Raw genomic sequence first — 13,558 nt, 5'->3', positions numbered from 1 at the left:
TTATTTCTAAACTGTGAATCATCTTTTTTAGATGTCGCGATCGGTAGTAAAGGCTTCCAGAATGTCAGCAATACGCCGCACAAAAGCTCCGCCCATTGCACCATCGATAATCCGGTGGTCGTACGAAAGCGAAAGGAACATCTTATGGCGGACAACGATCACATCACCTGTTGGTGTTTCCATCACGGCCGGTTTTTTCTCGATTGTTCCTGTGGCCAAAATCGCTACTTGCGGCTGATTGATAATCGGTGTTCCAATGACATTTCTGAATGAGCCAAAATTGGTAATGGTAAACGTTCCTCCCTGGTAAGCATCTGGCTTTAGCTTGTTATTCCGCGCTCCTTCCGCCAATTCATTCAAGTTTTTGGTGATACCAAGCAAATTTTTCTGCTCCGCTTCTTTGATTACCGGAACCACCAAGTTTCCGTCTGGTTTTGCCACGGCTATCCCAACATGGGCCGATTTGTGCAAATATATTTTATCACCTTCGACCGATGAATTCACAATTGGAAATTCCATTAATGCCTTAGCAACAGCTTCTGTAAACACGGGCATAAATGTTAACTTCTCCCCATATTTTTCCTGAAACTGATTTTTGACCTTGTTTCTCCATAAAACCAAGTTTGTTACATCGGCTTCGACTACCGAAGTTACATGAGCCGAGGTTTGTACCGACTTCACCATGTGTTCAGCAATTAACTTGCGAACCCGGTCCATTTCAATTATTTGCTGATCGGCACCAATCGAAGAACTGATTTTGGGAGCCGATGGCTGAGACACATCTGCCTTTTCTACTGATTTGGCTTGGTCTGATTTTCCAGCTTTTCTATTTTCCAGATATTTTAACAGGTCGTTTTTTTGAACGCGTCCACTCTGCCCGGAGCCTTCAATGCTTTCGAGCTCTTCCATTGAAACATCTTCTTTTTCAGCTATGCTTTTCACCAAGGGTGAATAAAAGCGTCTTGACTCAGATTTGACGCTTGAACTTTTTTCAGCCTTTTTCTCTGCCGTTTCGCTTGTTTTTGTATCCGACTCTTCAGCTGATTTAGCGTCTGCTGTACTTTTCTCAGCTGTTGAAGACGCGTCTTTGTCATTTTCTGTATCTGTCGTGTCTGCTGTTGCTTCAGCTTTACTGTCGTCATCACCTCCCAAGTTGACAATGGCAACAACTTCTCCAACTGGAACCAATGCGTCTTCCTGAAAGAAGATTTTTTTAATAACACCATCAACTGGCGATGGGATTTCAGAATCTACTTTGTCGGTTGCCACTTCGAACACAGGATCGTCTTCCTCAATTGTATCTCCCTCTTTGACAAACCATTTGGTAATTGTAGCTTCCTGAACACTTTCGCCTAACTTAGGCATTAGGATCTTGAACTCTGACATACTCCAAAAATTAGTTATTTAACATTTAATTATCCTTGAAAATTCAACTTATTCAACAAGCTAAGTATTGAAAAGTTCAAGTTTGAAGAATGTTCTCAAATGATCTTGCGTAGCAGGAATGTTTAGGCAGAGCGGCCTATTTCAGGAGAATATTCAGGGCGAATCCAATTCAAAAGGAAAAGGCGTTATTCTATTATAATTCTTTCAAAAACACTGATAATATCTTTCGAATTATTAGCTTGTCTGAGCTCTTGCTCAACCGAGTCCGTTTCTTGATTAAAAATTAGGATTGATTTATTGATGATTTCAACCATCTCTTTTTCGATTTTTTCCTGCGAAAGAATTTCTTTCTTCATACACTTTCTGTAGTGATTGGTCAGTTTCTGAACCGAATAGTACAGATCGGGCTTTTTAATTTCAATGGAAGCCGTGTAACTCGGTGGACCAAGATTCACTTTACGGGTATAAACCTGGTTAAACTGTTCCAACTTGACCGACAATGTTTCTCCAAGTAGTTTATCGAGATTACAGTCATTAATTTCCGGAAAATCGCAAGGGGTTTGTTTGAACTGAAATATTTCCTGGGCTTTTGAAGAGATCGCAATTAGAAAGCAGCAAATGCAAAAAGTTAACTTCATAAATCATTCCTCCTCTTTTCAGATTTCGTTTAAATTTAGAAAAAAAAGAGAATGAAATTGAATTTGCCGAAGAATAATGCTGCAGAACACGTTCTCAATTGATGGCCAATGGCAGGTTTTCGATCGGATAATAATTGAAAAGATCCTGCTGTGGCCATGCTTTGACTTTATTGGTAAGGCCTTGCATAAAGCTATTAATTCCATAAGAGAATTTTGATCCCTGCCAGCTACTGGTATTTGATAAAAAAATCCAGCTAACTCCATCGTTTTGGCGTTTTAGCATAGCCACAGAGCCAGCCATACTGCCAGTTCGCGCCCAATTGCCATGATCGGTGGTAGAACGCCAGCCCAGCGGGCCCTTCGCATAAGTATTGTCTGTCATTTCAAGAATGGAGCTATCTTCGAGAATATCGCGGACATTGGGATATCCATCGATCAAAACCAGTAAGCGGGCCAACTCAACCGACGAACAAATCCAGCCACCCGCTGCACCAAGCAATTCAATTGGATTGCCCCCATACGACTTGGGCACTTGAATACCGCTGCCTTCGTAGCTAAAGATGAGCTGACTGCCGGTCTGCTCAAAATAATCGACTTCATTTGGATATTTTAAGGCAAAATCACTACGCCCAATATGCATGTCGACGATACCGTTCGGAATCAAGATATCTTCCCGTACATAATCTTCATAGCTTTTCCCGCTAACGGCTGAAATTACTTCGCCCAAAAACATATAGCCGACATTGGAATAGGAAACCTGCGTACCTGGGGGAAACGACAAGCTTCGGCTGGCAATGTACTTCGAATAAGTATCCATGGTTGCAGGGGGCGTATCCCCAACTTTGTCGGCTATGCTTAGTGAGTGAAATGCTGGGTCACCATAGCGTTGAGACCATCCTCCTGAGTGGGCTAAGAGGTTTCGGACCGTGATATTATATAGTTTTTTATCGCGTACTGTCACAAAATGTTGATTATCAAGTATAGCGCCTGGACCAAAAACCCGATCAGAAAGAGCTAGTCGGTTTTCTTCCACGAGTTTCATGATGGCAATGGCCGTTAGTAGCTTGGACACACTGGCTACGCGGAAAAGATGCCCCGGCTGAACTTCATTGTCTTGTCTGTCGGCAACACCGAAGCCCTGGGCATAAACCAATTTTTCATCCTTCAATATAGCAATAGAAACACCTTTAAGCTCCCACCGTTGAATGAATCGTTTAATTTGCTTTTCAATATACTTGGATTGTTCGAAATCAGAAAGGCCATTTTTTATGCGATAATTGAGCCCTTTTATCTCGAGTTCATAATATGCTGGTATCTGTTTTTGCCTGTCCACTCTTATCGAGCCATAAGACAAAACAAATAAAGTAACAAGCACAAAATATCTCAGATACCGCATGTTTACAACTATGAATCATTTATTTATATTTGTAAACTACCTGTTAATTCACTGACAGACTGAATATTATTAATCTCCAGGTAGTTCTGAATTCCGTCAACAATTTGAACTGGAATCGTTGGATCAATAAATATGGCGGTTCCCACCTGCACAGCGGAAGCGCCAGCAATTAAAAATTCAATGGCATCAGTCGCATTCATGATTCCTCCCATGCCAATGACTGGAATCTTTACAGCATTATATACCTGCCAAACCATTCTTAATGCAATTGGTTTAATCGCTGGCCCGGAAAGCCCACCGGTTATTGTTGACAAAACCGGCATTCGACTGTTGGCATCAACTACCATTCCCAGAAAAGTATTGACAAGCGAAACACTGTCTGCACCTTGCCCTTCAACAGCTTTAGCAATTTCCGAAATATCGGTAACGTTTGGAGAAAGCTTAACAATCAATGGCTTGTCGTATACGCTGCGCACAGCGCGAACGACAGCTTCGGCCGATGGGCAACTCACACCGAAAGCCATACCACCTTCTTTTACATTCGGACAGCTGATATTCAGTTCAATGGCTGGAATTTTATCCAGCTCGTTGATCCGCTCTGTCAATTCAACGTACTCTTCAATAGTTGAACCATTTACATTGACAATGAAATTGCTATCAATATCCCTGATGTTGGGATATATATTCTGAATAAAATTATCCACACCTTTGTTCTGTAAGCCCACAGCATTAAGCATACCCGATGGTGTTTCAGCCATTCTTGGATAGTCGTTTCCCTGGCGTGGGTTGAGGGTTGTTCCTTTCATAACAACACCCCCGAGTCTCGTCAAATCAATAAAATCAGCTATCTCTTCTCCAAACCCACAGGTTCCGGAGGCCGTTAAAACCGGGTTCTTAAATAAAAGATCTTTAATACGAACGCTCAAATCTACCATGTCAACTTATTAATATTAAACACCGGTCCATCGGTACAAACACACTGGTTGCCATCTACCGTTTTTTCAACACAGCAGAGGCAAACACCAAATCCGCACGCCATCATATTCTCAAGCGATGCTTCACAAAAGACTTGCTTTTCAGCCGCCGCTTTAGCCACTGCTTTCATCATTAGGTCTGGTCCGCAAGTATAAATTTTATCGAATGAACCCAATTGGTCGCTGAAAACCGGATGATGAGTGACAAATCCTTTTTCGCCCAAACTGCCATCTTCCGTAGTAAAGTAATAATTGCCATACGGCTTGTACGATTCCACATCGACATGATCTCTTATGCTTCGGGCCCCAATGAGTACATGAACATTTTCTGGCTTCAAACCACATGTTTTGGCCAAAAACAGCATGGGTGCCACACCGCTGCCACCTCCAACCAACAGCACTTGGTCGTTCTCCTTCGGGAAGGTAAAACGGCTGCCGAGTGGAAAAATTACACTAATTTTGTCTCCTGCCTGGTAGGTTGTCAGGACTTTTGAACCCCGCCCCAGAATTTTCACCAGCAGGGAAAAGGTGTTGTTGCTGTAATCCACATCGAGAATCGAGAACGGTCGTCTTAAAAAAATTTCCGTCGCCTTTTTAATTTCCACATTCACAAATTGCCCGGGAAACATCTCAGGCAAAGGCGTTGAAGCTTGAAGCACAAGCTTAAAATTATCGTGATTTAGTTGGGTGTTTTCAACCAGAAGCAGTTCCTGAACCGTCTTTTTCATTCGAAAGAAGCTTATTTAAATGCTTGACTCTACGCCCAGGTAAAGTATATCAGAACCTGGCTCGTTTCGCATATGCGAAATATCCGGCCAAAGGTAATCAGAAAAATTTATTTTGAAGGACCGTACTCTTTAAAAGTTTGGTCGGAGTAGAAGACAACGATCCGCTCTATTTCCTTTGTTTTAGCAGCTGAGCGAGGTGGTGGCTCAGGCATAGATTGTCGCGCATAAGGAGCGGCAGCATCTTCGTTCGTAGCGGTCCGATTAAGCTCAACTTTTTTCGGAAGATCTTCCGACTCAAGCTTTTCCGAGAACAATTCCTGCTGATCCAATTGGCCGTGTTCAAGCATTTTTCCAGTCCCCATAATCAGCCATTTCGCATTAATCTCGGGATAAGTTTCCAACAGCTTGGCGATGAATTGAAAACTTGGTTTGTTACGTCCGTGAAGTACATGGGTTACGTTTGAACGCTGCACACCAATGGTATCGGCCAATTCTGATGAGCTGATACTTTTATAGTCCATAAAACGCTTGATCCTGTTGTTCATTTATGAGAATTGTGTTTTCACAAAACTAATCGATCTAATTGAAATAATAAAATAAAGTATCGGTTTTCTATTGTTCTCTTTTGTAAATCAACATTTAACAAACAGGGATAAACACAAGCATTTGTTGTTCATCTATCAGTTCATATAGACAGTCATAAGTAACTAGTAAAAAGTCACTTATTTAAATGTATAATACCCATTTTTGCTATAATTATACTCTGCTGTCTTACATTCGCCCTAAAACTACTTTAAATAAACTTAGCTACTGTCTGGTATTAAATGAATTAAGATCTAAATAGCATTGAGTCGACCATTTGGTCTAGTCCCCTACTCTCCTATTCTCAAATATGTATTTAGACAGACTCCTATTTGTGTGTCCTTCTTCACTATTCTAATTTTAGCGCGTTTGCCTGGAATTCACATTTGGGTTTACTTCGATTTTGAAGTTTACAAATAGTAATTCCAATAGAATAATACAAACATGTCTTAATTTGACATTCAAAACACTGCCACCATTCAATATTAGCGTGGGAAATGCCGTGATCATTCAAATATCCAATCCTAATCGTTTTAAGCCGGTTCCATACCTAACGTAATGCTCTGTTATTGAATGAATAAATCACCGGAACTAGGCTTTCATCAACCTGCACAAGTAAACTAAAAATAGCCGTTAGTGGTCAATTCTGCTTGTTTTTTGTACCTCGCTAGGAAATCTGCTTGCTTTGCCAACTTTTTTAGAAAATTACCTGGCAAGCCTACCTTTTTTCAAATAGCTTATTTAATTTCGCCTCCATCATCTTTTCAGGATCAGCAAAGCTGACAAACTTTAGAATTATTCATATGAGAGGAATTCCAGCTTCGGGCGTGTTTATTTTTTTTGCTCTTGTTTTTTTGATTGAGGTTCTGGCGTTTTTTGCCATTCATGAATTGCTAGACCGTCCGAAGATTAAGCGACAGGTAAGTATCGTATATTGGGGCTTGACGGCTGTTTTGACAGGCATATTAGCTTTTGCATTTTTGAATCCCGAGAAGATTAGGCAGACAACAGACTACCAATTTTTTTATTTTGTCATTTCAGTATCCTTTCTGAATCTGGTTCCGAAAATTCTGTTGTCGGCTTCACTTCTAATTGCCTTGATTTTTCGCTTGTTCCGGGCAAGATTTCATGCACGAGTATTGCTGATGAGCGCCACGATTCTGAGTCTCGGACTAATGCTCAACATTGGGTACGGCATAGCTTTCGGGCGGAAATCGCTTCGTGTTGTTGAGCAAGATGTGTATCTGAAAGATTTGCCTAAATCTCTGGATAAAACGGTACTGGTTCAAATTTCTGATTTCCACCTGGGAAGTTTTGAAGATGCTTCATTTCTGAAGCGAGCGACCGACAAAATCAACAGTTTTGATCCTGAGCTGATTTTTTTTACAGGCGATATGGTGAATAACTACTATCAGGAAATGCTGGGTTTTGAAGAGGCATTGGCGGAAATGACTGCCAGTCATGGTAAGTTTGCCATATTGGGCAACCATGATTATGGCGATTATTCCAACTGGGAAGATGCGGGATTAAAAGCATCAAATCATCAAGCACTACTCACAAAGATTGAAACGGCAGGTTTTCGGTTGTTGCTGAACGAATCGGCTGACACTTTGATTAACAACACCACTATTGAGGTGATTGGCGTTGAAAACTGGGGCCACCCGCCATTTCCGCAATATGCAGATCTGGACAAAGCCATCAAACAAACTGCAGATGATTCTTTTAAAATTCTATTAACCCATGATCCGGCGCATTGGGCCGGGCAAGTTATTGGAAAAACGCCTGTTTCATTAACACTTTCGGGCCACACACATGCTGCTCAATCGGGTGTTCAATTTGCAGGCATTGAATTTAGCCCGATGTATTTTGTGCAAAAATACTGGGGCGGACTTTACCGGGAAGGTGACCAATATTTATACGTCAATCGAGGTTTGGGCTGCGTTGGCCTGCTGGGCCGTATTGAAATGAATCCGGAAATCACCGTTCTGACATTACGTTCAAAGTGAATCAAAACTTACGGAGAACAACACTTGCAGGTGAAAGTTTTGCGTGTCAGGCATATAAGCACCACGAAAGCCAAGTGACACGGGCGTGACCAAGCGTAGAAAATGGCCGTCAGCCGTCAACTCAACACCCAACGATTGCATCTTTGTGGTGTATCTTCCGGCAACCTCACCATCGCTGGAGTAAATATCTCCTCTGCCTCGCCCATAATCGTAAAAGAAGGATGATCGCACCCGTTTCAGATAAATCAACCGGCCCACACTTAAGTCGGGATATACCAGAGGCATCACATAGTCAGTCCCCAAAGTGTACAGTTTATCGTTTTGAAAGCTGTGATATCCCCTCGGAATCCGAACGGAATTTCCAAATGCGAAGGATGATCCAGGCTTTTTATTTTGGTATCCGTTGAAGATTTTGATACCGTGATTATTGAAGAATCCCGGAAAAAACAAATAACCTTGAACAGCCGCAAGACTTCCAATATCGCTACTTCCTTTCAGGCCATCGCGATAAATGAATTCGATGGCTTGTGCCCATCGTGCTTGCAAATCCAGTTCGGAACGGCCAAGCGAATTCTGCAAAAACAAGCGGTAGGTCAGTGCGTGATAATATCCTTTGTAAAATTCGCTCGGGGTTGAACTCGTGTGCGACACATTTTGGTATGAATACTCTATTTCAGGCCGAACAAGCTGCGTATATTTTCCCTGACTAAACACCAGCGGAATCGAAACACCCCCTTCAAAACTAAGTTCGTTCCATTCAATGTTTTGTCTGACCGTATCATTTACAGTTGCAAAACCCGAAGGAGTCTGCACTGAAGTTTGCTGAATGACCTTAAAATCACGGTTTCGCTTGCCATAGTTAAGCTCGGCATCGAATACCGGGAACAATCCCGAGTATTTGAAAGCTACAATGTACTTTCCTGCCTCTTCTTCCCAATTGTATTCATATCCCAGCCGGGTTTCGGCCGTACCCAGTTTGTTTTGCGAAAAAAGCGAAACACCCGGTTGAATGTCCGAATCATCAATATCAACATAAACCGGAGCCCAACTGTGAAAATTAAAAATATGAGCGAGCTTACGATACGGTTTGCTTGAAACTACGGCCGGCTCCTGATCAGAAAAATCCAGCACCTGCCCTTCCTGCCGGGCCAATGTTTCTGCGAGTTCGTATTTTTTTGGCAGAATTTCGTCCAACGAAGTACCATCAGCCTCACTGTTATCCAAACTAGCCAACTGGTAACCATCACTGGTGTAATTGCTCAGTAAAATTTTTCCGTTGGAGATGGCGGGATAATCGGCTCCGAATGCCACCGAACTCAATTGCTCGGTGTTTCCATCGTTGAGATGATGAGCGTAAATATTGTCGATTCCGGTGAATGAACCGGTGAAATAAACGGTCCCATCAGCAAACTCAGGATTTCTGATTTCGTGGAAGCTGGCCGCAATCAAGGTGTCCAGCTTTTCATCGAAAAGATTGACCGAAACCAATGATTTTCCCTGGGATGATAAGGCAACGAAATAAAGTTTTTCGCCATTACTGTCCCAGCAAGGTGTAAACAGGAAAGGATTTTGGGGAAACGCGAATTGCTTTAATCGTTTTCCGCTAGCCAAGTCGAAAACCGACAGGAAATAGCGGTTGGTTTTATCAACTTCAACCGCAGCAAAACGCAACTTCTCAGGCGCAATCTGAGGGCTAAACAGTTTGTTTTCATACCTGAATTCCTGTTTTTTGCGGTTCGCTATATTATAAACGACTATTACAGAACGGTCAGCATGCGTCCAACGCACATCAGGTCTTCGCTCCGACCAGATCAGCATATTTTTTTCACCCGAAAATGATTCCTGGAAAATACTCCCGGGAGTAAAAACAATTTCCTCTGCGCCTGCCGTCAACTTCACAATCCGGGTAAGATCTGAGCGGCTGTGCTTTAATGCAATGATGGTCGAGTCATTTAGTGCATGGGCCTGGGTATAATTTGTTTGAAACTTGGCCCGTTGGGTCAACAATGACACTGGAGTTAAGTCCAGACCTTCAAGTTCGCGGCTCCATTCCTTGCGGTATTCTGAAAAAAGCGTTTCATACAATTCTTTCTGCCTGAAACCGGTTTCGCGCTTTAGTACCCGGTTAAACGGACTGACAGAAAGTGGCCTTTGAGCAATCTCTTCCAATACGTCAGACCAAAAATGTGCCCCGTATTTTTGACGGGTGCCACCCACCATCCAATAACCGAACTTATAGCGGTTCGGCACAAAATCTTTGTACGATCCCATCGAAGCTTTATTGAAAGAATACAAACCTTTTTCAACGGCTTGAGCTTTGTTTTCCATTAAAAATGAGGGCAATCGTCCACGACCCGCATTGGACAAAGCCGTTTCTGTAACCACCGCGTCGCCTTCGATAAACCAAAAAGGCAAGTAAGCGCCAACCGTGACGGCAGCAGCTTGTTCGCCAAAAAGAACGGTCAGTAGACGAGGTAATTCCTGCTGAATTTTATCCATTTGAACCACATGCCTGAATTCGTGAATGGCCAGTTGTTCAATCCAGTCTTGTGCATAAATCCCTTGGTGCGGCGTCGTGAACAGCTCCACGCGCTTTGGCGACCAGGCAACCAATCCGTTTGATTTGACGGTATGCGTATGTAAAATGACCGAAATTTTTCGAGGCTCATGGCCCAGGCTTTGATGCCCATATGCATAAACTTTCTCGAAAATGGAGGCGACCTGCCGCGCTTTCTCTTCGTAATCTTCAGGATAAATCAATTGAAAATTTGCCGTATTGATTTGTCGCCATTTGATTTTTGCCGGCTCCTGCCCTGTTGAAAAATACTGCGAACGCCCCGTCAATGGGGCAATTAAGGCCAATGCAAAAATAAAAATGCAACTGTTTCTGATCAGACAACTTAACTTCATAATTGAAAAAATTGAATCTAATAAAACGCCAGCCCGACCATTTTGAATGAAGTGATCAAGGCAGGATCACCCAATCTTTTCACCAAGCCAACATTCGTAATTTTCGAATGACTAAAGATAGAAAAAGCCGGCCATTTCTGTCCGGCTCAGTGGTTTTATCACTTCGCAATTTTTGAAGCTAATGCTGTGTTGGTTCGAAAGTGACACATTTAATATTCAATCAGCCCTTCCTGCCGGTTTAATGCCGCTTGGTAAATGGAAGCAAAGGATGAATGAATCCAGATTAAAGCCGGAAATACGCCAATAATCAGCATCATCAAGCCAAGGATGAAAATGAAAACAGAAAGAATGGCCATTCCAAAAATTGTCCAGCCAATGCCGCGGGTTAATTTCCAGCTTTGTTCAATGGCCTGCATCGGATCCAGGTTTTTATCCATCACCAAATAAGAAACAAAAGCCAGCCTGCACGCAATAATTATTCCGGGAATGATGAAGAATAGGAAGCCCATGACTACCAAGGCACTTTTCAGCAAGTTTGCTAAAATGACATTCAGGTAGTTACTGAAACCGGCGATTAATTTTTGAAGCTCGATTTCTTTTTCTCTCACAGCGTCAATGTAAATCAACTTAGCGCTGTAGTTGAAAACAGGCACCAAAAGAAAGTAATAGGCAAATCCGAAAAGAACCAAAAAAATTGTTCCGACGGTGACGAACAAATTGTCGGGTTTGAGCGGAATTCCGTGTATAAATCCGAAGGCTCCGGAATCGGCATCGACCTTGAAACCACCCGGCCCGTTGACCATGCCAATAACAACAACCACCAGAAGCAGGTATAAAAAATAGCTCTTCATCACTTGCCAGCCATTGCTGAAACTTCCGCCAAGTGTTGGTGTTAATCGGGTGTAATTTATGAGTTCCATTGTTTTGAGTTTTAAATGACAATCAAACTTACAATATTGTGTTCTGAAATCCTTCCTACTAAAGTTGTGTTTATTGAAAATCCTACTTTGTTTTTGGTTTAAATGTGCTGCATTGCTGAGATTCCTACTTAGGTAGTGAGAGGGTCTGGCGGCTTTTTCTTAATTTGGCTTCCCTTATGAAGCTAGCTTTGTTTGCATTTAGTTTTGTCGTGTCCGTGGGGCTGGTTGTTTTTGCTCTCATGACTGCCTACCGGGTGAAGAAGCAACATGAAACCTCCTTTGCTTCTTCCCTGTTTTACTATGTGGCGTTTATGGCAGCTTTTGGCTTTTACAGCATTTGGAGTTACCTGGCTGTTCGCTTTTTGCTGACTCATGTCATCAGTTCGCCAGATACCTTGCTGAATGTTGTAGGCATTTTTCCTTTCCTTGGTTTTCCCTTGTTGCTGGTTGGCTGGTATCTGTTTATTCAGTTTTGTATTGAGTTAACAGGCCGCAAGTTGAAAGGCATCGTAAGTATTCTTTATTTTTCAACTTGCGTCCTTGTTTTTCTTGCTTTGGCAAATTATTTTCGAACTCACCTGGTCCAAAACGAGGCGGTTCGGTTAAGTTTACTTTTCAATAGTTTCGCCTTGGCCAACTTCATTGTTGTGTCGTTGGGCAGTGTCATATTTCTTGTAACGAGGCAAAACAAGCCACAAAATTTGGATAAACCAATTTTGGCCGCGCTGCTTTTGGTTCCGGCTCTACTTGCTACAATTGCTTTATTTATGGCCTCTTCGCACTGGATTGCGATCATTTTGTTTGTACTTTTTTACTTCAGCCAAATCACCCTATCGCCCGCCTGGATTTATTTTCAAGCAGATCCGGTTCAAAATGACACAAACGATTTTTCCACGCTGTTTTGCGATCGTTTTGAAATTACGAAACGGGAAGCAGAGATTATCCTGGAAATTTGCGCTGGCAAAACCAACCAAGCCATTGCAGACTCCTTGTTCATCACGGTACAAACGGTGAAAGATCACGCCCATCGCATCTATACCAAAACTGGTGTCAGGAACAGAATTCAACTGGTGAATCTTGTGAATGATCAAATTAAACCACCGCAAGCAACAATTTAACCCCGATCCCAAATTTTTGTTTCGTTAAAAGTTGTAACCGGCATGGTAGATTTCGGGCAATAATTTCGCAAGTTTCCTCAAGAGTGTTAATTTTGGTTGCTTCTATGCGGTGCAGGCATCGGTGTAACTACACGATTGAGCCAAGCTCAAAGCATCGAAGCCGAATTGGTTGCAAAACAGGTCCAGCCATAAAATTTTGAAAATTGAAACTCTATCTTAACACGACATATCCTTTGTGGTTGTTTCTGCTTTGTGTAATCATTGCTGCTGTTTTTAGCTTTGTCTTGTATCGAAAATCGAAGCAGGATTCACCACTGACCCTCATGCAAATCAGGGTACTCAGTGGGTTGCGGTTCTTGTCTGTTTTTTTGCTGGCAGCCCTATTTATGCAGTTGGCAGTGCAACACCTGAAGCACAAAACGCGAAAGCCCGTTTTGATCGTTGGAATCGATAATTCAGAATCCTTGCATAATTTTCAGGATGAAATACGGAATGCCGTCAAACAGTTAACAGCGAATTTGAATGAATTTGAACCGGAAGTTCTGCTTTTTGACAGCGAAACGAGGAAGTCAAATCAGGCCGATTTTCAAGGAAAACGCTCGGATTACAGCAACTTGCTGGCATCAATCAATCAGAATTACATCTCCTCCAACGTTGGCGCACTGGTTCTGCTGGGCGATGGAATTTTCAACGCCGGAACTGATCCGGCTTTTGTTGCAGAATCCGTCAACTACCCTATTTTTTCTGTCGGACTTGGCGACACGACCGTACACACAGATGCAGCCATTCGAAACGTCGCAACCAATCAGACCGCATTTCTGGATCAAAACTTTCCGGTTAAGTATGACGTCATCAAATCCCCAGTCGATGATTTTGTCGTGGGCGATTACACATTTGAAG

The 13,558-nt window shown here is 42.4% G+C and carries 11 protein-coding genes; 3 read left to right on the top strand and 8 right to left on the bottom strand.

Features of this window, described 5'->3' with window-relative positions; translation table 11 throughout:
- Positions 1-27: 27 nt before the first annotated feature.
- The 6 genes from NC99_RS03825 to NC99_RS03800 form a co-directional block, all read right to left on the bottom strand.
- A complete protein-coding gene (locus tag NC99_RS03825) occupies positions 28-1,386 on the bottom strand; it encodes a dihydrolipoamide acetyltransferase family protein (protein WP_053180042.1) in 1,359 nt (452 codons plus the stop codon).
- Between the two features lie 185 nt (positions 1,387-1,571).
- Positions 1,572-2,024 carry a hypothetical protein gene (locus tag NC99_RS03820; protein WP_053180041.1) on the bottom strand — a complete coding sequence of 151 codons (453 nt, stop codon included), beginning with the start codon at positions 2,022-2,024 and terminating at the stop codon, positions 1,572-1,574.
- A 94-nt stretch (positions 2,025-2,118) separates the two neighbouring features.
- Positions 2,119-3,399 carry a serine hydrolase domain-containing protein gene (locus NC99_RS03815; protein ID WP_162231135.1) on the bottom strand — a complete coding sequence of 427 codons (1,281 nt, stop codon included), beginning with the start codon at positions 3,397-3,399 and terminating at the stop codon, positions 2,119-2,121.
- Positions 3,400-3,443: 44 nt separating this feature from the next.
- On the bottom strand, positions 3,444-4,355 hold the full coding sequence (locus NC99_RS03810) for a dihydroorotate dehydrogenase (protein ID WP_053180036.1): 912 nt from the start codon (positions 4,353-4,355) through the stop codon (positions 3,444-3,446).
- Positions 4,349-5,122 carry a dihydroorotate dehydrogenase electron transfer subunit gene (locus NC99_RS03805; RefSeq protein WP_053180034.1) on the bottom strand — a complete coding sequence of 258 codons (774 nt, stop codon included), beginning with the start codon at positions 5,120-5,122 and terminating at the stop codon, positions 4,349-4,351. The genes NC99_RS03810 and NC99_RS03805 overlap by 7 nt, the downstream gene beginning before the upstream one ends.
- A 107-nt stretch (positions 5,123-5,229) precedes the next feature.
- Positions 5,230-5,667, bottom strand: coding sequence for a helix-turn-helix domain-containing protein (locus NC99_RS03800; RefSeq protein ID WP_053180031.1), 438 nt, complete (start codon positions 5,665-5,667; stop codon positions 5,230-5,232).
- Positions 5,668-6,507: 840 nt separating this feature from the next.
- Here NC99_RS03800 and NC99_RS03795 point away from each other — a divergent pair.
- Entirely contained in the window at positions 6,508-7,710 is a 1,203-nt protein-coding gene (locus NC99_RS03795) for a metallophosphoesterase (protein ID WP_053180029.1), read from the top strand.
- Here NC99_RS03795 and NC99_RS03790 read toward each other — a convergent pair.
- Together NC99_RS03790 and NC99_RS03785 are read right to left on the bottom strand one after the other, a co-directional pair.
- Positions 7,702-10,620 (bottom strand): TolB-like translocation protein, encoded by a 2,919-nt coding sequence (locus NC99_RS03790; protein ID WP_053180027.1) that lies wholly within the window; start codon positions 10,618-10,620, stop codon positions 7,702-7,704. The two genes, NC99_RS03795 and NC99_RS03790, sit on opposite strands and share 9 nt — an antisense overlap.
- 209 nt (positions 10,621-10,829) lie before the next feature.
- Entirely contained in the window at positions 10,830-11,540 is a 711-nt protein-coding gene (locus NC99_RS03785) for a hypothetical protein (protein ID WP_053180025.1), read from the bottom strand.
- 176 nt (positions 11,541-11,716) lie between these two features.
- Between NC99_RS03785 and NC99_RS03780 the strand changes: the two genes are divergently transcribed.
- Together NC99_RS03780 and NC99_RS03775 are read left to right on the top strand one after the other, a co-directional pair.
- Entirely contained in the window at positions 11,717-12,658 is a 942-nt protein-coding gene (locus NC99_RS03780; RefSeq protein WP_053180023.1) for a helix-turn-helix transcriptional regulator, read from the top strand.
- A gap of 203 nt (positions 12,659-12,861) precedes the next feature.
- A partial coding sequence (locus tag NC99_RS03775) for a hypothetical protein (protein WP_157624420.1) occupies positions 12,862-13,558 on the top strand: 697 nt, incomplete at its 3' end.

The organism is Sunxiuqinia dokdonensis, assembly GCF_001270965.1.
Lineage (GTDB): Bacteria > Bacteroidota > Bacteroidia > Bacteroidales > Prolixibacteraceae > Sunxiuqinia > Sunxiuqinia dokdonensis.
The sequence above is the reverse complement of the archived record's forward strand: the minus strand, read 5'-3'. Positions and strand labels throughout refer to the sequence as shown.

Bases quoted from the DNA above. Each gene is read 5' to 3' on its own strand.
- NC99_RS03820 (WP_053180041.1), bottom strand. From the start codon at position 2,024: ATGAAGTTAACTTTTTGCATTTGCTGCTTTCTAATTGCGATCTCTTCA.
- NC99_RS03825 (WP_053180042.1), bottom strand. From the start codon at position 1,386: ATGTCAGAGTTCAAGATCCTAATGCCTAAGTTAGGCGAAAGTGTTCAG.
- NC99_RS03795 (WP_053180029.1), top strand. From the start codon at position 6,508: ATGAGAGGAATTCCAGCTTCGGGCGTGTTTATTTTTTTTGCTCTTGTT.
- NC99_RS03780 (WP_053180023.1), top strand. From the start codon at position 11,717: ATGAAGCTAGCTTTGTTTGCATTTAGTTTTGTCGTGTCCGTGGGGCTG.
- NC99_RS03810 (WP_053180036.1), bottom strand. From the start codon at position 4,355: ATGGTAGATTTGAGCGTTCGTATTAAAGATCTTTTATTTAAGAACCCG.
- NC99_RS03785 (WP_053180025.1), bottom strand. From the start codon at position 11,540: ATGGAACTCATAAATTACACCCGATTAACACCAACACTTGGCGGAAGT.
- NC99_RS03800 (WP_053180031.1), bottom strand. From the start codon at position 5,667: ATGAACAACAGGATCAAGCGTTTTATGGACTATAAAAGTATCAGCTCA.
- NC99_RS03805 (WP_053180034.1), bottom strand. From the start codon at position 5,122: ATGAAAAAGACGGTTCAGGAACTGCTTCTGGTTGAAAACACCCAACTA.
- NC99_RS03790 (WP_053180027.1), bottom strand. From the start codon at position 10,620: ATGAAGTTAAGTTGTCTGATCAGAAACAGTTGCATTTTTATTTTTGCA.